We start from the raw sequence: 19,562 nt of genomic DNA, 5'->3' as shown, positions 1-19,562 counted from the left end.
GTCATCACGACCCCTAAAGGGTATCGCTCCGGACATCGAGTGCATCGCGTAGCCCGTCGCCGATGAAGTTGAAGCTGGCCACCGCAAGCGTGATAGCAACACCCGGTACGATGGCGAGCCATGGCGCCTTGTCGAGATATTGCTGCGCGCCATTCAGCATATTGCCCCAGCTCGGCAACGGCGGTTGTATCCCGTATCCCAGGAAGCTGACATAGGCTTCGAGCAGGATCGCCCGGGCAACCGTGAGCGTGGCGGCGACGATGATCGGACCGATCGCATTGGGCAGAAGCTCCTTGAACATGATTGTTCGGCTGCGGTAGCCGAGCGAGCGAGCTGCCAGAACGAAATCTCTCTCGCGCAGGGAGCGGATCTCGGCGTTGACGATGCGTGCCACCTCCATCCAGCTGGTCAGGGCGATGATGACGGTGATCATGAAGGGGCTTGGCTTGATGAAGGCTGCCAACGCCAGCAACAGGAAGATAGACGGGAAAGACAGAAAAGCATCTACGATGCGCATCAGTACGGTGCCGACGATCCCGCCGCGATAGCCTGCAACGATGCCGATCAGCGTGCCGAGGGCGGTCGACATCAGCATGGCGAAGAAGCCAACCATGAGCGAAACGCGCCCGGCGTTGAAAAGCCGCGCTGCAATATCGCGACCGAGCGGATCGGTCCCGAAAATGTGGTAGCCGGTGAAGGGCGGGGCAAAGCGTGCCCTCAGATCGATAAAAAGTTCGTCGTAGGGCAGAACGTATGGCGCAAACACGCAAGTGAGTACGAGGAGCGTGATCGAAACGAGGCCGAGCACCGCAAGCCTGTTTCGCATGAACCGGCGCAAGGTGCGGTCCTTCCACCAGCGGGGATGTTCATAAACATCGAGGGCAGGAGTGGCGGAAGACATCGGCATTCTCCTTGGAACTTGCGGTTGTGAGCGCGGGACAACGTTTCTAACCCAGGCGCACGCGCGGATCGGCGATGGCGACGAACAGGTCGGCAATCAAGCTGCCGGCAAGAACGAGGATGGCCGAAAACATCAAAAGGCCCATTACCACTGGGTAATCGTGATATCCGAGACTATCGAGGAAAAGCCGTCCCATTCCCGGCCAGGTAAAGACGGTTTCAGTCACCAGAGCGCCGCCCAATATCGTCGGAAGCTGCAGTCCGGCAAGCGTGATCATCGGGATCAGCGCGTTACGCACGACATGCTTCATCAGGACCTTTCCTTCGCTCAGTCCCTTTGCGCGGGCAGTGCGGATGAAGTCCTGATTGATGACCTCAAGCGTGGCAGAGCGCATGTAGCGGCTCCAGACAGCGATATCGACCAGCGCAAGCACGAGGCTCGGCATGACGAGATGGATGGCATAGTCGGAGAAGGATTCGTTGCCGATCGTGTACATGCTTCCGGCGGGCAACCATTTCAGTCTCAATGCGAAAACATAGATGGCAATCATCCCGAACCAGAAGGTCGGGATAGACAGCGCCACCATCGCAGCTACGCTCGTGGTGTAATCGAAAAGGGAATACCGCTTGGTGGCGCCCCGAATGCCGATCCAGGTGCCAAGCAGGATCGAGATTACCATCGACGTACCCATCAGAAGCAAGGTCGCAAAGAGGTGGCCCGAGATGATCTGCAGCACTGGCTGCTGGTCCCGGTAGGACTTCCCCCAATCTCCCTGCAGAAGGCGCCAGATCCAGTCCAAGTACTGGATCGGGAGGGGCCGATCGAGACCCATCTGATGGGCGATCCGGTCCATCGCCTCGCGCGTCATTCCCGGAGTCAGCGCAAATTGCGACAAGGGACCGCCAGGCGCAAGGTTGAGGACCGCAAAGCCAATGATCGACACGAGCAGAAGGAGGATAAGGCTCTGCCCCAGTCGATTGAGGAGATAGTTCAGCATGACCATTCTCCGGACCACGTTATAAACAGGCCCTGCCGCACTCCCGGCGGCAGGTACTTGATCACGTCAACGAAGACGCTTTCGTTCATGCCCTACGCCAGGTGGCGACGTTCCAAGTGTCGATACGCACGTTGACGTTCGCAAGGACGTTGTCGATTCCCTGCTTATGCCCCCGAACAGTCGCATATTGGAAAAGCGGCAGGAACGGCAGGTCTTTGCGCATGATGTCCTGGATCTTCAGATAAACCGCCTTGCGCTCTTCGGGCACGAAAATTTCTCCGCCCTTGGTCAGCAACGCATCCACCTCGGGATTGGCATATTGCCAGTTGTTCTGCCCGGAGCCGCCCTTGGCGCCGCTCGAAGTCGAGCGGAAATAGTCGGACGTGTCGGGATCGGAGCCGGTTAGGAAATCGAGCCCGACAATCACCGTATCGAACTTGGACAGCATCCAGTAATCGCCCCACATTACCGCCGGTGGCAGGTTGGAAATCGTCATTTCCACGCCCAGTTCCTTGAACGACTGCTGGATATATTGTTGCACCTGTTCGCGGATGTGATTGCCGGCAGTGGTCGAGCAGGTGAAGGCAAGTCTTGTCCCGTCCTTGGCCAGTATGCCGTCGGCGCCCGGTTTCCAGCCTGCCTGATCCAGCAGAGCCTTCGCCTTGGCCATGTCATAGGCATGCTTGGGAAGGTTCGGATTGAAGTAGAAGGACTGCTGCGGCATGTAGCTTTCCGTCGGCGCCGGCAGACCGTAATACAGTGCGTCGATGATGGATTGCTTGTCGATCGCGGCATACAGCGCCTCGCGCACGGCCGGGTCCTTGAATTGCGGTCGTTCCATGTTGAACGTGAAGGACTCGACCGTCGAGCCCGGCACGACATTGACCACTTTGCCTTCCAGTGCCTTGGCCTCGTCGTAATGGTCCGGCGTGATCCATTGCAGGCCGACCACGTCGATGTCACCGGTCTTGAACTGCGTGTACATGACGTTGAGGTCTGGAACGTATTTGTAGATCAGCTTGTCGATATAGGGACCGTCGCCATAATAGTCCGGATTGCCGGCAAGCAGGATGTGGTCGCCAGCAACCCGTTCAACCCATTTGAACGGACCCGTACCGATCGGCGCATTGTTGAACGGTGCGTTATTCGGGTCAGCGGTGGCGGAGAGAAGGTGTTTTGGCGTAATGAAGGTCGAAGCGAGGATCGAGGGGTAGGGGGCGAAAGGCTTCTCCATGCGCCAGGTGATTTCCGTCGGCGAGACCACGGTGAGATCGCGCACCAGGTCATGGCCTGTTTTGCGCCAGCTGCGGAAATTGGCGTCGACCAGCAATTCAAGGGTTGCCTTCACGTCCTCTGCCGTGAACGGCTTGCCGTCGTGCCATTTGACGCCGTCGCGCAGTTTGATCTTCCATTGCAATCCGTCCGCGGAAATGCCGCCATTTTCGACAGTCGGAACCTGCGACGCCAGTCCCGGGACGAACTTGCCCTCCGGATCGACGCTGAAAAGCGAGTCGTAAAGGGCGAAATGGACACCGTCATCAACTTCGATATGCGGCATATGTGGATTGAAAACAGTCGGTTCCTGGGAGAAGCCGACGGTCAGCTGGCCGCTTATGGTCTTACCGGAGGCGGCAAGTGCCTGGCTGATGCCGGGCAGGCCGGAAAACATGATCCCCGAACCGCCAAGAGCCATCAGGCCAAGGGCCTGACGACGAGTGGGACGGGTCAGAATGGTGTGTTGCTCGTCAGACATTATCTTTATCCCCTTCATTTGGTTGTGTTGCGTTGTATGGCTCGCCCTCTGCCGGGGCGTATGTCAGGCCGTCGTCCGGCGGTTCAAAAGCCGCTGATTAGTTCCAGCTTGGAGCCATCGGTGAAGCGGCTGAAACGGAAGTCATGTCGATCGACGATGGTTGGTCGGCCGGTAACGATATCGGCCATCAGGCGTCCTGCCGCCGGGCCTATGCCGAAGCCGTGACCGGAAAAGCCGGTAGCGAGATGGAAACCCGGGATAGCGCCGATGGCGTCGATGACCGGAATGGCATCCGGGGTTACGTCGATCATCCCCGCCCAACGCTGCAGGATTTCAACCTTCTCGAAAACAGGGAAAGCTCTCTTCAGGCGGGCAAGCGCTGCATCGGCCATAGCCTTGGATGGCACAGGATCAAGCACGCGGTTGTATTCGAAAGGCGAGGCTTCATCGAGCGACCAGCGGCGCGGTATGCGCAATTCGTCAAAATAGCGTCCGCCAAGCCTAAACCGCAGAGAACGCCATTCATGCTTGAAAGCGGGCATGAAAGCCTTCGCGTACCGAAACGAGGAAGGCACGATGTCGACCATATTCTGGAAGCCGTCGGCAATAGTATATCCACCATCAAGCCGTTTGCGGATGGCAAAGCCGCTCGCCCAGATGGCTTCCTCCGGACCGCCCTCAAGCGGTGCGCTACGCATCACCGAATTCATCACCTTCAGCTGCGGCAAATCAAGTCCGTTATTGCCCATGAACAGGTTCGACCAGGCGCCGCCTGCCAGAACGACTGCTTTGCAGGCGATCTCGCCCCTTTCGGTGACAACGCCCGAAATGCTTCCGCCCGATAGCTGAAGGCCTCGTACCGCACATTCGGTAAGGATATGCGCACCCTTGTCCCGGGCGGCCTCGGCAATGGCAGGAGCTGCCCTCTGGGGCTCTGCACGGCAATCACCTGCTGTATAAAGTGCGCCGGCGAGCTTCATTTCCGAGCCTGGAAACTTTGCCTTGAATTCTGCAGCGCTCAGCATTCGGGACTCGATCTGGTATCCTTCGAGGTTTCTGTTCCAACGCTCGTGATCGGCGAATGCTTCGTCGGTCGCGCAGGTGAATACGATGCCGGCTCGCTTGAAGCCGGTCTCTCGGCCCGTGCGGCGATTGAGATCGGCCCATATGCGCAACGATTCCGCCATTAGCGGCACTTCGCGCGGATCTCGCCGCGAGATGCGAACCCAGCCCCAGTTGCGGCTAGATTGTTCATGCCCGATGCCGCCTTTTTCGCAAAGTGCAACGCGTAGCCCTTGCTCAACGAGTTCAAGGGCTGTCGAGGCTCCAATAATGCCCCCGCCAATAACGACGACATCCACTTCCTTGGGCAATTCCGCATCGCCATGAACGGGAACAACGTAAGGGCCGGGCATTAGAAGGATTCCTCCAGCTGGCAGTTGATGGCGAATTCGGCAACGGAAGCCTCGTTCGGAAGGCAGGCGAGCATAGCGACGATGCGCCCTATATCGTCAGGATCAGTCATCAGACGATCGTCGCGGTCAGTCAGCCCTCGTGCCATATCCGTCGCGACAAAGCCGGGGCAGACGGCGGTCGCACGGATACCAACCGCGAAGCCTGCATGGCGAATGGCATGCGCCAGTCCGACTGCCGCGAATTTGGAGACGGCATAGGCGCCGGAGCCAGCGGATTTCACGCGCTTACCGGATAAGGAGGCAATGATGAAAACCCGCCCTTGACCGCTGCGGGAAAGCGGATCCCAGGCTGCTTTCACCAGCTGACGCGGAGCTTTCACATTGACGGTCAAAAGCGCGTCGATGTCATCGTCCTCCGCCTCGATCACTGTTTTCTGGCTTGCAATACCGGCGTTGGCGACCACCGCATCGATACGGCCAAACCGAGCCATTGCCTCATGCGTCCAAGATGCTGCGCTATGCGGATCGGTAGCGTCATAGAAGACAGCCTGATGCTCGGTAGCGGATGCCCAGTCCGGCAATATTGGATTGCGCATGCCGAGTGAAAGGCTCCAGCCTTTGGCGGCGAAGGCTCTTGCCACGGAAAGCCCAATGCCGCGGCCGGCGCCGGAGATCAGAACACACTTACTTTCCTTCATCTGCCGGTCTCTCCATTCCCGTTCAAGCCGGCGATGCGCCGATAGGTGCGCTCGAGTATGGAAGTCAGCATCCGGTGCTCCTGGTCCGTTATGTCGGAGAAGAAGTCTCTCGATTGTTTCACCACGATCGGCCGGATTTGCGCCGCCAGTTGCTTGCCCTTGTGGCTGATGAACAGGCCCTGCGCTCGGTTGTCCTGCTCGTCAGCCTTTCGGGTCAACAGGCCGTCTTCCTCCATGTGATCGACGAGGCGGACCATGGCTGAGCGATCACGCAGGATCAGCTGCGCAATCACCGAGGGGCGTATGCCGGGGTGGCGATCGACCAGAAGCAGGGTGGTGATCTTGCCAGTTCCTTTGGCCACTTCAAGCCCTTCGAGCTTGTCGTCGAGATCCCTGGACACAGCAATATTAAGCGTGCGGATATAATAGCTTAAAACATGCTCAAGGACGTCCAATCCGGCATTGGCGACCGTAATGCTGCGTGCTGATGTGGTTTCGTGCGTCATCGATACCTCGAAAGTCAGCCGACTCCATCCGGCGACGCAAGCCTCGCCAGGATTGGATCTTCAGTATTCAGATCGACTAGTATTTATGAATCCGCCGGAGCGGCTTTAGTCCGTCTTCACGATCGGCAGTTGATGACAGATCGGCGGAAGATCTCCATTCCACGCTGCCCTCGCAAGCATTAAAAGCCGAGTAGTGGACGTTTGCAACTATGTTTTTGTTTATCTGCAAAAAAATCTTGCGGCGATTTAACCTGCATCAAAATTAAGCGCTTGATCGGTGCGCACCAGTTGAACTGGAATTGGGAACGAGTTTCCCATCGAGCCGACGAGGATGGACTAATCATGCTGGGATGGTCGATATCCTGCCAGGGGGCTAGCTGGTGATGCCTTGGATCACTCAAGGCAGGGATCAAGCCGATGATACCGGTGTGCTATTGACATCACGCGCAGCGATATTCGCCCGAAAGCCTGTGAATGTGGTCCGTGCCGATCCCGCAGCAACCGCCGATGATGCTGGCGCCGGATGCGACCCAGCGCGCAGCCCATGCTCCATAAGCGACCGGATCAAGGTCTTCTCGGATTTCACTCAGCGTCGCGTTGGCTTCCTCGTCGCCTTGCTGGGAGGGAAAGGCGTTTGCATAAACGCCGAGCGGGATGTCGATGCCGATCGCCGTGAAGGTCGATCGGGCCGTGCTGATGGCAGCCTCCATCACTTCCGGCATGCTGCAGTTGAACAGCATTGCTTCTGCGCCCAGCGATGCGGCCAGTTCGGCGGCGGCCTTGACGGTCTCGTTCGATCGTAACAGCGGCTCCGGCATGTCGGAGGTCGCGGCGTCGTCGCGAAGCGTGAAGGAAATCCAGAGCGGCTTGCCGGTGTCTTTCGTCGCTTGATGGGCGGCGCGCGCTTCCGCAAGGCTGCTTTGGGTTTCGGCAAGCCAGAGATCGATGGATGGCGCCATCCCCTTCACCAGAATATCGAGATAGCGACCGGCAAGCTTCGGATTGAACAGGTCAGGCTGATAGGATCCGAAGATAGGCGGAAGCGAACCGGCGACAAGGATCTTGCGATCCGTCGAGGCGTCGGCGGCTTCGCGGGCGATGCGCCCGGCGCGGACCGCGAGCATTTCGCCGTCGGCCTCGAAACGGGCGTCGCCGATATGGAAGGGAACCACGGCATAGCTGTTGGTGGTAATGATGTCGGCGCCGGCGCCAATATAGTTGTCATGCACCGTGCGGACGAATTCCGGTGCCTCCATCAACGCAAGCGCCGACCATTCCGGCTGACGGAAAGGAGCGCCGATACGCTCGAGTTCGCGGCCGGTGCCGCCATCCAGGATAAGTCCACGCTTCGTCATGCTGTTATTCCTCAACTGTCATCTCGTTCTCGCCTATAGCCGTGGATTGAAGGGCGCAGGCCCCAACTCGGACAGATCCAGACGCCTTGGGCGAGACCAATCTTTGCGCGCCTCCTCGCTCAGAACAAGGCCATGCTCAAGGCGATCTGGCGCGTAGGCAAAGCCGTCGCGTATTTCGATCGGCTGCTCTACGAGATGGTCGAAATTCTGAAGCGAGTATTCGAGCCATTCAACCTCTGGGAGCGCGACGGCCATGTGAACGCCAACTTCCAGAAAGGTATTACTAAGCTCACCGGGATGCCAAGCTCAGCCGCGAGCCAGCCATTAATGCCGCAACTGAGGAAATGATGATCTTCAATCGCTAAGCGTCCAGATTTAAGCGCGGCGGGCTCGATTTACATCAAGGCGCCAGAGACGCAACTTCGACGTCCACGCGGAAATTACGTCTGCGTAGACGAAGGAGCCAGGGTCAGTTCTCTTCAAGAGACGCAGGCTTCGAAATAATCATCGAGTACAAGTTCGATTGCCCCTATGATCAGTCCTTGCGCGGTCGGCTGGATCCGGCCGGCACGAACCCCGGGGTAAAGAGCGCGCAAATGTTGGCTGACCAATGTCTCTGGAATGACTTGCCCGTCGAAGACGGCAAGCAAATCTGAAACGGCTTTGGCGATCTCCGCCTCCGGCCAGTAGTAGCGAATACGATCGCTGTAGGAGTAGTGCCGCTGCAGGTGCTGCTCGGCCGGGTTGCCGTGGTAATATTTGTCCCAGTGACTCGGCTGCTCTATCATTACCCGTTCGGTCGTTGCGACCAGTGTCGTTCCACGTACCTCGGGAAAGAGGAAGCCGGCGATCTGGTCGAGCCCGTAGAGCGCTTCGCGCAAGGCAAAGGTGAGGCCCGGCCCGACTTTCAGGATGGCGAAGCCATCGAGGACCAACTGACGTAGCGCCTCCCGCGTCTGATAATCGGTGGAATGAGCTTCGAAGACGAAATTGGGAAGGTGATCGAGGCTTTCGCTGAGCGCGCGCGCCTTTTCCGGTGCATATGGGATGACATTGTGGTTGCCAAACTCGACGCCAGGTTGAACCACAACACCGATGACGCGGGCAAATGCGCTCTCCACGCCCGCCGCCTCGAAGGCTTGCGCATGGATATCGACGGTGCGGAGTACTGCCTCGGGTTTTGTGACTTCGAGAATATCAAGTTCTTCCATCGCGCCACCTGGGATCGGCACCTCAGTTCCGATGATATAGACCGGCTTGATGCCTTCCAATCCATCCAGCGCATTTTCGGCCGCAGCCGCCAAACGTGAGGCGCGTGACGCTGTCAATTCGTCTGCAAGTGCGATCGGTTCACCTAGGCATCCCATGCTGGCGTCGAGATGCAGTTTCGTAAAGCCTGCAGCGGCATAGGCGCGGATCATGTCGCAGGCCTTGTCCATGGCCTCATCCGCTGGCAGCGACTTCCAGGGATTGGGGCCGAGATGGTCGCCGCCAAGGATCAGATCTTTCATGGGAAAGCCGGTGCGAGCCGCTATCTGCTCGGTGAATCGGCGGAAATCGGCCGGCGTCATCCCCGTATATCCTCCCTCCTGATTGACTTGGTTGCAGGTCGCTTCGATCAGCAGAGGGGAGCCGGTCTTCAGGGCATGCCGCATCGCGGCCTCGATGACAAAGGGGTGGGCGGAGCAAATCGAGGGAATGGCTCGGAAGCCACTGGAGCGAGTGTGCCAACTGGCGATGTCCAAGAGATAATTCGGCTCGTTCATTCCTGTCTCCCTATCAATTTGGCCGATCAATAAAATCGTGTTGGCTCAACGATATTGCTTATTATGATCACAATCAATCATTTTTAAGATTGACAGTGATCGCATTCAGCGCATGATGAGACCATGAAAAGGGGAATGAGCGCATGAAGGATGATCGGCTCTCTGCCATTAGGCAGCACCTCTACAGCCATGGATTCAGCCATATCCAGTCGATCGCCGATGCGGTCGGAGCGTCCTTGCCGACGGTCAGGCGCGATCTTCTGACGCTTGAGGCGGAAGGTGCCATCGTGCGTACCCATGGCGGCGCCCGCATCGCGGACACGGTTGGAACCGAAATCGCCTTCGAATTGCGCGAACAGGCCAATCTCGCCGCCAAGCGCGCGATCGCCGATGCTGCCTTCGAACAGCTTGTGCCGAAAAGCACGGTTTTCCTCGACGCTGGTACAACGGTTCTGCAACTGGCACGGCGTCTGCGGCTCGACCCTATGCCGCTGTCGATCTTCACCAATTGCGTCACGGTTGCGCAAGTCCTGATGGATGTGCGCGATTTGAGGATCACTCTGATCGGCGGCCAGTTGCGGCCTGAAAACGCCTCGATGGTCGGACCAATCGCCGAAAGCACACTGGAACGACTGTGGATCGATCAGCTGTTTCTGGGGGGCGGAGCGATTGCCGAAGACGGCTGTATCTACAGTCTCGATGAGCATGAAGCCCGCGTGAACCAGCTTATGCTGTCGCGCTCGGCGAACAAGTCGCTTTTGGTCGATTCCTCCAAGTTCGGCCACCGGCTGACCTATCGTGTGGAGCCTCTGGGCGCCGACCTGCAGGTCTTCACGGACAGCAATTTGCCGGCCGAGTGGCGAGCGCGCCTGAAGAACCTGTCCTGCCCTTTGACCGAAGTGCCACTACAGCAGGGGCGGCAAGGATGAGCTATGTTCTGGGTCTCGACGGTGGCGGCACCAAGACCTTGACCGCGCTTGCGGATCGGAGCGGTGAGGTGGTCGAGATCGTGCGGGGCCCCAGCCTCGACCCGACTGCCGCGCATGACTGGCCGGCCCTCTTGTCCCGCCAGCTCGGGCAGGCCTCGAACGGGTTTGGTGCGCCTGCCGCAGCTGTTCTCGGTCTCTCCTTCCACGACGAAATCGAGCGGTTCACAACGATGCAAGAGGAGGTGGCGGTTAGCTTGCTTCCTCATTCCAAGGTTGCCGTTGAAAACGACGTGCGTATTGCTTTCGATGGCGCGTTTGCTACCGGAGGCGGAATTCTGCTTCTGGCGGGAACGGGTTCGATGGCCTGGGCAAGCCTTAACGGTCCCAATGACCGGCATTACCGCATCGGTGGCTGGGGTGATGCCTTTGGCGACGAAGGAAGCGCCTATTGGATTGGACGAGAAAGCCTGGCAATCGCCAGCCAGGCACTGGATGGCAGGCTTCCCGAGGCGGATGTGTTCGCTCATGAGTTGCTTCGGGTGCTTTCCATTTCAGCGGATGGTCTAATCGACTGGGTCTATTCGATCGGCAATCGGCGAACCGCTATTGCCGGTATTTCATCGCTGACGGCCGCCATGGCCGAATCTGGCTCTTCCCCGGCTCGGGATATCATCAATCGCGCCTGCGACCATCTCGCACGCCATGTCGCTGCGGCAGAACGGCTCTTGTCCTATCCGGAGGGCCAGCACCCGGCATGGAGCTATGCGGGGGGAGTATTCAGCAGCTCTTCCATTCTCGACGGCGTATGCCGGCGTGTCGGCACGGCCCCGGTCGATCCGATCCTTCCACCGGTCGGCGGCGCCCTCGTGCATGCCGCGCGGCTGGCAGGCTGGGACGTCGATACCGGGTTTGTCGGACGCCTAAGTGCTTCCTTGCAAAACTTTGCTCAATCCAAAACGCAACGAAAAGGGGAATAATGATGAAAAAACATCTGAACATGACGATTGCGACGGTACTGCTGCTGCAGGTCGGGACAGCCGGTCTAGCATTAGCCGAAGACGCAAAACCTCTGGCCGGACAGCACCTTTCGGTCCTCCTCCCGCCCTGGGGCACGCTGCCCAAGGAGATGACGGATGGCTTTACAGCAAAGACCGGCATCATACTCGATACGCAGACGCTCGGCTGGGACGACATCCATACCAAAATCGTAACTTCGACCGTCGCCAACACGGCGCCAGGGGACGCGACTGAGGTGGACTGGTCCTGGGTTGGCCAGTTCGGCGCTTCGAAATGGTATCAGCCGCTGGATGGCTTGGTGACCGCCGATGCGGTGGCTGATGCACCGACGGCGAAGATCTTCACCTATGATGGCAAGCTGCTTGCGGTGCCGTACAACAACGATTTTCGCGTACTGATCTACAACAAGACGCAGCTTGAAAAAGCCGGCATCAAGACGCCGCCGAAGACGCCTGACGAACTTCTCAAGGCTGCCAAGGCGATCAAGGAGGCGAAGATCGCCACCTACCCGATCGGTCTGCCGTTGTCGGCGACCGAAGGAACGTCCACGACATGGTATCTACTGACCAAGGCCTTTGGCGGCGATCTGTTCGACAAGGATTTCAAGCCGATGTTCGTCGATCCGCAATCGGGCGGCTACAAGGCGCTGAGTTTCGAGATCCAGGCGCTGAAAGACGGTCTTATCGATCCTGCGATGACGGGCCTCAAGGATGTCGAAGTGCAGGAATTGTTCAAAAGCGGCAAGATCAGCTTCGATGTTGCCGGATGGGCGGGCAATCTTGCCGTTTATGCCGACGCTTCCAAGTCGCAGGTCGCCAACGACGTTGCAGCGGCGCTGATGCCATCGACGACAGGCTCCACCCGCACGATCGGCCTGCCCGAAGCGATCGGCATTCCGGCTGCATCCGCTAACAGCAAGGCGGCTGCCGCCTTCATCAACTGGATGCTGGAACCGGAAACCGAGATCGGCAGCTTCAACGCGCTCGGCAATCTGCCACCGCGATTGAGCGTGCTCAAGCAACTGAACGCAAAGGGCGGATTGAAGGATGGCGACGTCCTGCTTGCCCAGGCGGCGGCTGTCGAGCCGCTTTTTGCCCAGGGTACGCCGGGTTGGTATCCGGAGTTTTCCGCAGCCGTCGCCTCCGCCATCAACCAAGCGGCCAAGGGGCAACTGACTGTCGATCAGGCAGTGCAGCAGGTTGCCGAGGCTGCAAAGACGGCCTCCCAGGAATAACCACCCAGGAATAGGATAGCTGGAATCAAGGCCATGACCGCAACGTTGTCACAAAAAGGACCTCGCCGCCGCTACGGCGAGGTCAACCTGGGGCTGGCCCTTGTCATTCCCGTGATTGTCATCATGGGCGGCCTGGTCGTCTTTCCGCTGTTGTCGACGATCGTGGACAGCTTCTATCGCATCAACCTGATGCGGCCGGGCACGCCCTTTACCGGACTTGGCAACTATGCCGATCTCTTGCAGGACACCTCGGTTCGGCGTTCCTGGGTCAATACCTTTTATTATGTGATGATGGCTGTCGTTCTTGAGACGCTTGGCGGCCTTGCTGCCGCCCTGCTTCTCAACAAGATCAAATATGGCCGCCGCTGGCTTCTCGCAGCGGTTGTCCTGCCTTGGTGCCTGCCGCCGGTCGTCAATGCAGTCGTCTGGTTGTGGATCTACAATCCAAGTTATGGCCTTCTGAACGGCATTCTTCAGGCTGCTGGCCTAACGTCCGCACCGGTCGTGTTTTTTAACGATCCGAAGCTTGCGCTTTTCCTCGTCACGATCGTGCATGTATGGCGCATGATGCCGCTTACCGCGATCATCCTTCTCGCCGCGCTGCAGAGCATTCCTGAGGATCTCTACCAGGCCGCCAAGTTGGATGGTGCAGGCGCATTCAAATCCTTCCGGCTGATCACCTTGCCGCTGATCGCCAGCGGCCTGGCGATCGCGCTCAGCCAGTCGACGGTATTCGCCTTCAACCTCTTTGACGAAGCGTGGATTCTCAGCGGATCGAGCCTGGATACCCGCACCGTGATGATCCAGGTCTACATGTTCGCATTCCAGAACATGAAGTTTTCGCTCGGTATGGCGCTGTCGCTTATGGCCATGCTGGCCTCGCTTCTGGTGTCGCTTGTCTACGTGCTCAAAGTCTATCGCGAAACGAGGTTCGACTGATGTCGTCGCGCAGCCTGAAATTCATCAGCGGCAAGCTCGGCATCGTGCTGGCGGTCGTCGTCCTGCTCGTCTGGTCGTTGGGGCCGATCTACTGGTCGGTCGTTACCAGCCTGACCTCGCCGACGGACCTCGTGTCCGCCACTCCGCACTTCTGGCCGACCCATGTGACGCTGGAGCATTATGCCCGGCTCTTCGGCAGTACCAGCATGTCACAGGGCAATGAGGTCCAGTCGGTCTGGCCGCAGTTTTCGGCCGCGCTGCTCAACAGCCTGATCACTTCTGTCGTCGCCACGGTGCTGACCGTCGTCATCGCGGCCTTCAGCGCCTATGCCTTTGTGCGATTGCGGTTTCCAGGTCGCGATATGATCTTCGTTCTCGTGGTCGCTACCCTGGCTATTCCCGCCTATACCGTGATGATCCCGCTTTACCGGCTGATGATCTCGCTGAAACTTGTCGATACATATCTCGGCGTCAGCCTTATCTATGTCTCTGCTTTCCTGCCGCTCGCTCTTTGGCTGATGCGCAGCGTTTATCAGGCCATGCCGCTTTCGCTTGAAGAGGCAGCATGGCTCGATGGTGCCAGCAAAGTCTACACCCTGGTGCGTATCGTGATGCCGCTCGCGGCGCCCGGCCTGATCGCTGCGGCGATCATCACCTTTCTGAATGCATGGGGTCAGTTTCTCGTGCCGCTGGTGTTTTCGCCAACTCTGGCGACCAAGCCGCTGACCGTGCTGATCCCGGAATTCGTCGGTCGCAACTATGTGGATTACGGCCTGATCAATGCTGCAGGCATCGTCGCGATCATTCCGCCGGTTCTGGTCGTCCTGTTTCTCAACCGCTTCCTGGTCAGCGGCCTGATGGCCGGCGCGACCAAATAATCACATGTCTCAAACAGCTAGGAATACAGTCATGAATGTGACCGAACGCGTCATCCACGAACAGTTTCCGTTCTGGACGGGAGCGCTCAGCGCTGATCTGCCGGTAATCGACGCACCCCTTGTCGTAGTAGTTGGCTGCGGCACCTCCTATTATCTGGCCCAGACCATCGCTTCCGCCTTCAATCAGAACGGCCGCAATGCGCTTGCAGTCCCTGGCGGAGAATGGGCGCGCCGCCCCTCGAGCTATGTCTCGAAGCTGGACGACATTTGCGTTGTCGCGCTATCCCGCAGCGGCGAGTCCACCGAGACCGTGCAGGCAGTCGATGCCAGCCGGGCCGCTGGCCTTCGGACCATCGCCGTGACGTGCGAAAAGGACAGCTCGATCGTCCGCGCCGCAGCCGAAACCGTCTATCTGCCGACACATGCCGACGAGGGCGTTGTGATGACCTCATCGGCAAGCCTGATGCTGATTGCCGGCCTTCGCATGGCAGACGACGTGCTTGACGGTGCGATCACCAAAGCAGCCGAAGCTCCGCTGAAAGTTCTCAGCGGTATCGAGCCCGAGTTCATCGCCGGACGGGAACACTTCGTCTATCTCGGCGCGGGCGCGCTTTACGGCATTGCGTCAGAGGGTGCGTTGAAGCTGCAGGAAATGAGCCTGAGCTATGCGCAGACCTTCCATCCGATGGAATACAGGCACGGTCCGATAAGCCTCATCGACGAGCGCTCACTGGTCGTGCTGCTCTACAGCGAAGACACGCTTGCCGAAGAGAGCAAGCTTGCAAGCGAGATCCAGGCGAAGGGCGGCAAGGTGATCGGTCTTGGCGGGCCGGGGGACTTGTCCATCCCGGTTGCGGGCAAGGGTCTCGCCCGCATCCCGGAAATTCTGCCGGCCCTGCAAGTCTTCGGCGAAAGGATCGCCGGATCGAAGAAGCTAGATACAACCGCGCCGCGCCATCTGACGAAGGTCGTTGTCCTGGCTTGAGCGCTCTGAGGATCGGCTGCGGCCGGTCCAATTCCCTTCGAACTGGAATTTCTCAATGGCGAACCTGACGATATCCGGCCTTAAGAAGAACTACGGGATAGTAGACGTGATTCATGGTCTGGACCTCAGCGTCCAAGACGGCGAGTTTGTATCGCTGATCGGTGAATCTGGCTGCGGCAAATCCACATTGTTGCGGATGATCGCAGGACTTGAAGATATCAGTGGCGGGACGATCTCACTCAACGGTCGGGTCATCAATGATGTCGAGCCGAAGAACCGCGACATGGCCATGGTGTTCCAGAACTATGCTCTCTATCCGCATCTGACCGTCGCCGAGAATATGGGCTTCAGCCTGAAGCTGCGGAATGTCGAGAAGGCGCAGATCAAGACGGCGGTCGGCGAGGTTGCCGAGATGCTCAACCTGACGCCCTATCTCGACCGTCTGCCAAGGGCGCTTTCCGGCGGGCAGCGTCAGCGCGTCGCAATGGGCCGCGCCATCGTCCGGCGGCCGCAGGTGTTTCTGTTCGACGAGCCGCTCTCCAATCTCGATGCCAAGCTGCGAGTCCAGATGCGCGTCGAGATCCGGGCACTCCAGAGACGGCTTGGCACCACGTCCATCTATGTTACCCATGACCAGATGGAAGCGATGACCATGTCCGATCGGATCGTCATCCTCAACAAGGGGCGAATCGAGCAGGTCGGCTCGCCCCTGGAGCTTTATGATCGTCCGGCAAACCTCTTCGTCGCCACCTTCATCGGCTCCCCCGCGATGAATTTATTCGAAGGCGTCGTGCAGCGGCACAATAACGGCTGTTTCGTGCGAGTCGCTGATGCTCTGCTCCCCTTGCCAAGCAGTATCGAAATCTCTGATCATAGCGAGGTCGTGGTCGGCATTCGGCCGGAGCATTTCGAAGTCGCGAATCCCGAAAATGGCCAAGCCTTGTCGTTCGACCTTGTTCTTGTCGAACCGACTGGTGCTGAGACCCATCTTTATGGGAAGGTCGGCACTCAGAACGTCACGGTCGCCGTTCGGGATCGATTGGCCCAGACGGCGCCGGCGCAGATCCGTTTGGTGGCGCGCCAGAACGATATTCACGTCTTCCGTAAGTCGGACGGAGGTAGAATCGGATAGCTCTTAGATCAGTGAAATAAGTGCAGCGAAGTCCTGTCACCATTGCTGTGCTGAGCGGTGGCCGGGTTGTTGCCTCAGGCCACCGGAGAGGTGATTGCCCATGTTTCTTGGGAGCACCACATGACGCAAACCAACTCCAATTTCAGGCACCGGATCGATGATCGAGCAGGACCTCGCGGATTTTCGCGAGCGCTTCGTCGCGATCGGAGCCATAGGGAATAAGTCCTTTCAGCCGCCCGTCCGCTCCGATGAGCAGCAGGTCTACCGTGTGGTTCATGTGATAGTCGCCGTTCTCCGACGGTTCCTTTTCTGCATGAATAAACCAGCCTTGAGACACCTTCCTGATGTCGTTGAGGCTTCCCGTAACACCCGTGATCCGGTCGCCGAAGGCATTGACGTACTGGTGCATCACCGCTTGAGTGTCGCGCTCTGGATCGATGGAGAAGAACAAGGCCCTAAGGGGCCTGCCGTCTTCCCCGAGTGCGTTCAGCCATTCCGATACCTCCAGCAGCGTCGTCGGGCAGGCCTGCGGGCAGTGCGTGTAACCGAAGTAGACGAGAGAGGGTCTCCCCTTGAATACGGACTTGTCGACCGGCCGGCCGCGGTCGTCGAGCAGGGAGAAGTCGGCGTTGAAAGGCGCGGCTCTGGGAGTATCCATATAGACGGAAACCATCAGGGCCACGAGAGCAGCCACAAACAGGCCGCTGCCGGAAGCGGCTATGGCCAGGAGCGTTTTCTGCTTCATGGCTAGTGGCCTTCGTGATTAGTGTGACCCGCTTCCGCAGTGCTGGTGGCAAGCATGACCATGCCCTCGAAGCTTCCAAGAGCCTTCACCGCCTCCATGTTTAGTGCCGCCTCGGCGTCCGACAGTTTGGCCGCGAGCTGCCCGGCCGTCTGTGCGGGCACTCCGCCAGTCTCGAGCCCTGGCGCCGTCCGCAGGGACTCGCCCCCAAGAGCATGAACCTGCCAGCCATGATCCGAACTTCGAAGAAGAACACGTCCGCCGCGGCCGTCCTGCTGCCAGCCGGCAACGGCCCAATCACTTTCGACGACGACCGGATCGATCGCGAGCGGCTTTTCTGGAACCTCGAACATCGCTTTCAGGACGTCGGGGATCGCCTTGGCGGGATCTTCCTGCATCGGCTGTTGCATGGCGTGCATATCCATGCCCGGCATGTTCATGGCATGGGGTTGCGGATCGCTGCTATCCAGAGGCCCGGCAATTCGCCCGACAGCAAAACTGACCGCGACGACTCCAGCCTTTTCAAAAGTCAGCGTCGCCTCAATTTTTTCACCCTGTTTAAAAGGATGTTCGACGCCGTTGAACATGAGGTGGTAATCGGGCTCCAGGTTGACCGTCGAATGCGGCGGGATCGGAAGCCCGTCCTTTACGTCCCGCATGATCATGACCCCGTTCGACGTCGTCATCTTATGAAGCTGGACGTTGGCCGCACGCGGAGAGGCTGCGGAAATCAGGCGGTCCGCCTCTCCTCCATCGTTGGTGATGACGAGGTAGCCGTCCCCAACCTTGGCGCCGGGAACCATGGAATGAGACGCCGCGTGCTCGACGCGAATTCCATCAGCCGCGGCCGATATGGCCGACGAAAGAAGGGCGGCGAGAAGATAAATGATCGTCTTCATGTCCGTTCTCCTTAGGCGAATGCGCGTTTGAGCGGGGGCACGAACCGGATCACCAACTGATCGACGAGTACCATGGCAAGGATGGCCAGGCCGGTCAGCGGGAAGGCCAGCGCGAAGATCACCGCGATGATCCAGAGGCCGATATAGACGGATGGTTTCGGCGGCATGGGCGGTACGCCGACCCGTCCTGCGGGACGCCGCTTCCACCACATGACGAGGCCGGTGACACATGACAGGATGATGGTCAGGCAGGTGGCGAGCATCAGGAACTGGTTGATGCGACCGTACTGCTGCCCTTGATGCACGCTGATGCCCCATTCAATGGTCTTTCCGAAGATGGGATACTGGCTGTAGGAAAGATCCACGAGCGGCTTGCCGGAATACTGGTCGATGTGGATCATCCTCTGTCCGGCGACATCGTCCGGATAGATCGCTGCCGAATAGACGCCTGATGCGTCGGAAGGCAAAGCGACGTCGAAGCCGGGCCTGATCCCCGAAGCCTTCGCAGTGTCCACTGCGACATCCAGTCCGACCGGCTTCTTCGACTGTGCGGCGGCAATGTCCGAGAGCGGCACGGGTGCCTTCTCGACGGTCCAGCCGACTTTGGGAAGGATGTCCGACGACACCTTCTGCGACTTCGGGACGTTGTCCCAGAGCTGGGTGGGGTAACCGAGGCCGTGACTGCCAAGCCAAGAATTGACGTTCGCACCCCAGTAACCTGACCAAGGCATGCCGGTGAGCGCGAGGAAGAAGATCAGAATGCCAGCGAACGCTCCAGTCACCGCGTGGAGGTCGCGCCAAAATATGCGGCGGGAAGGTGTGCCTCTGACGGTGACGACGCCGCCTGTCTGCCGGCGAGGCCACCAGAGAAAGATACCGGTGGCGACGAGAACCATGGCAAAGCCGGCCGTGATCTCGATCAGCTTGTTGGTGAAGTCTCCGAACCAGGCAAGGCTATGGATCCGCTTGACGACATAGTTGAACTCCTGCTCTGCGCCGACCGTGTCCAGCACCTTGCCGTCATAGGGGTTCAGGAAGACAAGCGTTGACGTTTTGTCTCGCGATACGGTGACAATGACAGAGCGATCGGGGGATGCCTGATCCTTGTACGACGTGGCGGTCGATCCCGGAACGGCGGCGACGGCCGCATTCACGAGCGTCTCTGGATCGAGCGGTTGCGCACCTTGCTGCACGATGTACCGGTAGCCGAAGAAGGTGTTGTTGATCTCGTCCTTGAACAGATAGAGCGATCCTGTAACTGCCAGATTGACCATGAAGGGGATGACGAGGAGCCCCGCGAAGAAATGCCAGCGCCAGATGGCGCGATAGAGCGAGACGCCTGTGGCGGCGGCGTCCGCTGGTTGAGCAGAGGTGATGGAAGACATGTGTTCGATCCAGATCCATGACCGGAGCTTC

The 19,562-nt window shown here is 58.9% G+C and carries 19 protein-coding genes; 8 read left to right on the top strand and 11 right to left on the bottom strand.

Translation table 11 applies throughout. The annotated features are described in order from the left end of the window. Positions 1 to 13: 13 nt before the first annotated feature. The 7 genes from EPK99_RS01555 to EPK99_RS01525 all read right to left on the bottom strand — a co-directional run bounded on the left by EPK99_RS01555 (position 14) and on the right by EPK99_RS01525 (position 7,625). Positions 14 to 901 (bottom strand): ABC transporter permease, encoded by an 888-nt coding sequence (locus tag EPK99_RS01555; protein WP_128440871.1) that lies wholly within the window; start codon positions 899 to 901, stop codon positions 14 to 16. Between the two features lie 46 nt (positions 902 to 947). Continuing rightward, positions 948 to 1,898 (bottom strand): ABC transporter permease, encoded by a 951-nt coding sequence (locus tag EPK99_RS01550; RefSeq protein WP_128440870.1) that lies wholly within the window; start codon positions 1,896 to 1,898, stop codon positions 948 to 950. A gap of 85 nt (positions 1,899 to 1,983) precedes the next feature. After that, the gene (locus EPK99_RS01545) at positions 1,984 to 3,651 is read right to left on the bottom strand and encodes a peptide ABC transporter substrate-binding protein (protein ID WP_128440869.1); all 1,668 of its coding nucleotides are present in this window, start codon (positions 3,649 to 3,651) and stop codon (positions 1,984 to 1,986) included. Between the two features lie 83 nt (positions 3,652 to 3,734). Further along, a complete protein-coding gene (locus EPK99_RS01540; RefSeq protein WP_128440868.1) occupies positions 3,735 to 5,066 on the bottom strand; it encodes an NAD(P)/FAD-dependent oxidoreductase in 1,332 nt (443 codons plus the stop codon). Beyond that, the gene (locus EPK99_RS01535) at positions 5,066 to 5,764 is read right to left on the bottom strand and encodes an SDR family NAD(P)-dependent oxidoreductase (protein WP_128440867.1); all 699 of its coding nucleotides are present in this window, start codon (positions 5,762 to 5,764) and stop codon (positions 5,066 to 5,068) included. Before EPK99_RS01535 ends, EPK99_RS01540 begins: the two co-directional genes overlap by 1 nt. Continuing rightward, positions 5,761 to 6,270, bottom strand: a complete 510-nt coding sequence (locus EPK99_RS01530; RefSeq protein WP_128440866.1) for a MarR family winged helix-turn-helix transcriptional regulator — start codon at positions 6,268 to 6,270, stop codon at positions 5,761 to 5,763. The genes EPK99_RS01535 and EPK99_RS01530 overlap by 4 nt, the downstream gene beginning before the upstream one ends. Positions 6,271 to 6,710: 440 nt before the next feature. Then, a complete protein-coding gene (locus tag EPK99_RS01525) occupies positions 6,711 to 7,625 on the bottom strand; it encodes a homocysteine S-methyltransferase family protein (protein WP_128440865.1) in 915 nt (304 codons plus the stop codon). A gap of 132 nt (positions 7,626 to 7,757) precedes the next feature. Between EPK99_RS01525 and EPK99_RS25195 the strand changes: the two genes are divergently transcribed. Beyond that, on the top strand, positions 7,758 to 7,973 hold the full coding sequence (locus EPK99_RS25195; protein WP_164901661.1) for a hypothetical protein: 216 nt from the start codon (positions 7,758 to 7,760) through the stop codon (positions 7,971 to 7,973). 131 nt (positions 7,974 to 8,104) lie between these two features. Here the strand turns inward: EPK99_RS25195 and EPK99_RS01515 are convergent, their stop codons facing one another. Then, positions 8,105 to 9,391, bottom strand: a complete 1,287-nt coding sequence (locus EPK99_RS01515) for a D-tagatose-bisphosphate aldolase, class II, non-catalytic subunit (protein ID WP_128440864.1) — start codon at positions 9,389 to 9,391, stop codon at positions 8,105 to 8,107. Between the two features lie 143 nt (positions 9,392 to 9,534). Here EPK99_RS01515 and EPK99_RS01510 point away from each other — a divergent pair, with 143 nt between their 5' ends. From EPK99_RS01510 to EPK99_RS01480, 7 genes are read left to right on the top strand one after another with little or no spacing between them, the layout of a single operon-like run. Continuing rightward, complete coding sequence (locus EPK99_RS01510) at positions 9,535 to 10,320, top strand: DeoR/GlpR family DNA-binding transcription regulator (protein WP_128440863.1); 786 nt, start codon at positions 9,535 to 9,537, stop codon at positions 10,318 to 10,320. After that, positions 10,317 to 11,297 carry an N-acetylglucosamine kinase gene (locus EPK99_RS01505; protein WP_128440862.1) on the top strand — a complete coding sequence of 327 codons (981 nt, stop codon included), beginning with the start codon at positions 10,317 to 10,319 and terminating at the stop codon, positions 11,295 to 11,297. The genes EPK99_RS01510 and EPK99_RS01505 overlap by 4 nt, the downstream gene beginning before the upstream one ends. A gap of 2 nt (positions 11,298 to 11,299) precedes the next feature. Next, the gene (locus EPK99_RS01500) at positions 11,300 to 12,571 is read left to right on the top strand and encodes an extracellular solute-binding protein (protein ID WP_245455591.1); all 1,272 of its coding nucleotides are present in this window, start codon (positions 11,300 to 11,302) and stop codon (positions 12,569 to 12,571) included. A 33-nt stretch (positions 12,572 to 12,604) separates the two neighbouring features. Next, on the top strand, positions 12,605 to 13,510 hold the full coding sequence (locus EPK99_RS01495) for a carbohydrate ABC transporter permease (RefSeq protein WP_128440860.1): 906 nt from the start codon (positions 12,605 to 12,607) through the stop codon (positions 13,508 to 13,510). Further along, on the top strand, positions 13,510 to 14,388 hold the full coding sequence (locus EPK99_RS01490; RefSeq protein ID WP_128440859.1) for a carbohydrate ABC transporter permease: 879 nt from the start codon (positions 13,510 to 13,512) through the stop codon (positions 14,386 to 14,388). The genes EPK99_RS01495 and EPK99_RS01490 overlap by 1 nt, the downstream gene beginning before the upstream one ends. A 31-nt stretch (positions 14,389 to 14,419) precedes the next feature. Continuing rightward, positions 14,420 to 15,373 carry an SIS domain-containing protein gene (locus tag EPK99_RS01485; protein WP_128440858.1) on the top strand — a complete coding sequence of 318 codons (954 nt, stop codon included), beginning with the start codon at positions 14,420 to 14,422 and terminating at the stop codon, positions 15,371 to 15,373. A 55-nt stretch (positions 15,374 to 15,428) separates the two neighbouring features. Beyond that, positions 15,429 to 16,505 (top strand): ABC transporter ATP-binding protein, encoded by a 1,077-nt coding sequence (locus EPK99_RS01480; protein WP_128440857.1) that lies wholly within the window; start codon positions 15,429 to 15,431, stop codon positions 16,503 to 16,505. A 142-nt stretch (positions 16,506 to 16,647) separates the two neighbouring features. On the opposite strand, the gene EPK99_RS01475 is transcribed toward EPK99_RS01480, so the two are convergent. From EPK99_RS01475 to EPK99_RS01465, 3 genes are read right to left on the bottom strand one after another with little or no spacing between them, the layout of a single operon-like run. Then, complete coding sequence (locus EPK99_RS01475) at positions 16,648 to 17,250, bottom strand: SCO family protein (RefSeq protein WP_128440856.1); 603 nt, start codon at positions 17,248 to 17,250, stop codon at positions 16,648 to 16,650. Positions 17,251 to 17,252: 2 nt separating this feature from the next. Beyond that, positions 17,253 to 18,146 carry a copper uptake system-associated protein gene (locus EPK99_RS01470; protein WP_128440855.1) on the bottom strand — a complete coding sequence of 298 codons (894 nt, stop codon included), beginning with the start codon at positions 18,144 to 18,146 and terminating at the stop codon, positions 17,253 to 17,255. A gap of 11 nt (positions 18,147 to 18,157) precedes the next feature. Continuing rightward, positions 18,158 to 19,531 (bottom strand): PepSY-associated TM helix domain-containing protein, encoded by a 1,374-nt coding sequence (locus EPK99_RS01465; RefSeq protein ID WP_128440854.1) that lies wholly within the window; start codon positions 19,529 to 19,531, stop codon positions 18,158 to 18,160. Between the last annotated feature and the right edge of the window lie 31 nt (positions 19,532 to 19,562).

It is taken from the genome of Neorhizobium lilium, from assembly GCF_004053875.1.
GTDB classification, from domain to species: domain Bacteria; phylum Pseudomonadota; class Alphaproteobacteria; order Rhizobiales; family Rhizobiaceae; genus Neorhizobium; species Neorhizobium lilii.
The sequence above is the reverse complement of the archived record's forward strand: the minus strand, read 5'-3'. Positions and strand labels throughout refer to the sequence as shown.

What these genes read in the sequence shown, in the direction of transcription:
- EPK99_RS01555 (WP_128440871.1), bottom strand. Translation starts at nt 901, where the DNA reads ATGTCTTCCGCCACTCCTGCCCTCGATGTTTATGAACATCCCCGCTGG.
- EPK99_RS01550 (WP_128440870.1), bottom strand. Translation starts at nt 1,898, where the DNA reads ATGCTGAACTATCTCCTCAATCGACTGGGGCAGAGCCTTATCCTCCTT.
- EPK99_RS01545 (WP_128440869.1), bottom strand. Translation starts at nt 3,651, where the DNA reads ATGTCTGACGAGCAACACACCATTCTGACCCGTCCCACTCGTCGTCAG.
- EPK99_RS01540 (WP_128440868.1), bottom strand. Translation starts at nt 5,066, where the DNA reads ATGCCCGGCCCTTACGTTGTTCCCGTTCATGGCGATGCGGAATTGCCC.
- EPK99_RS01535 (WP_128440867.1), bottom strand. Translation starts at nt 5,764, where the DNA reads ATGAAGGAAAGTAAGTGTGTTCTGATCTCCGGCGCCGGCCGCGGCATT.
- EPK99_RS01530 (WP_128440866.1), bottom strand. Translation starts at nt 6,270, where the DNA reads ATGACGCACGAAACCACATCAGCACGCAGCATTACGGTCGCCAATGCC.
- EPK99_RS01525 (WP_128440865.1), bottom strand. Translation starts at nt 7,625, where the DNA reads ATGACGAAGCGTGGACTTATCCTGGATGGCGGCACCGGCCGCGAACTC.
- EPK99_RS25195 (WP_164901661.1), top strand. Translation starts at nt 7,758, where the DNA reads ATGCTCAAGGCGATCTGGCGCGTAGGCAAAGCCGTCGCGTATTTCGAT.
- EPK99_RS01515 (WP_128440864.1), bottom strand. Translation starts at nt 9,391, where the DNA reads ATGAACGAGCCGAATTATCTCTTGGACATCGCCAGTTGGCACACTCGC.
- EPK99_RS01510 (WP_128440863.1), top strand. Translation starts at nt 9,535, where the DNA reads ATGAAGGATGATCGGCTCTCTGCCATTAGGCAGCACCTCTACAGCCAT.
- EPK99_RS01505 (WP_128440862.1), top strand. Translation starts at nt 10,317, where the DNA reads ATGAGCTATGTTCTGGGTCTCGACGGTGGCGGCACCAAGACCTTGACC.
- EPK99_RS01500 (WP_245455591.1), top strand. Translation starts at nt 11,300, where the DNA reads ATGAAAAAACATCTGAACATGACGATTGCGACGGTACTGCTGCTGCAG.
- EPK99_RS01495 (WP_128440860.1), top strand. Translation starts at nt 12,605, where the DNA reads ATGACCGCAACGTTGTCACAAAAAGGACCTCGCCGCCGCTACGGCGAG.
- EPK99_RS01490 (WP_128440859.1), top strand. Translation starts at nt 13,510, where the DNA reads ATGTCGTCGCGCAGCCTGAAATTCATCAGCGGCAAGCTCGGCATCGTG.
- EPK99_RS01485 (WP_128440858.1), top strand. Translation starts at nt 14,420, where the DNA reads ATGAATGTGACCGAACGCGTCATCCACGAACAGTTTCCGTTCTGGACG.
- EPK99_RS01480 (WP_128440857.1), top strand. Translation starts at nt 15,429, where the DNA reads ATGGCGAACCTGACGATATCCGGCCTTAAGAAGAACTACGGGATAGTA.
- EPK99_RS01475 (WP_128440856.1), bottom strand. Translation starts at nt 17,250, where the DNA reads ATGAAGCAGAAAACGCTCCTGGCCATAGCCGCTTCCGGCAGCGGCCTG.
- EPK99_RS01470 (WP_128440855.1), bottom strand. Translation starts at nt 18,146, where the DNA reads ATGAAGACGATCATTTATCTTCTCGCCGCCCTTCTTTCGTCGGCCATA.
- EPK99_RS01465 (WP_128440854.1), bottom strand. Translation starts at nt 19,531, where the DNA reads ATGTCTTCCATCACCTCTGCTCAACCAGCGGACGCCGCCGCCACAGGC.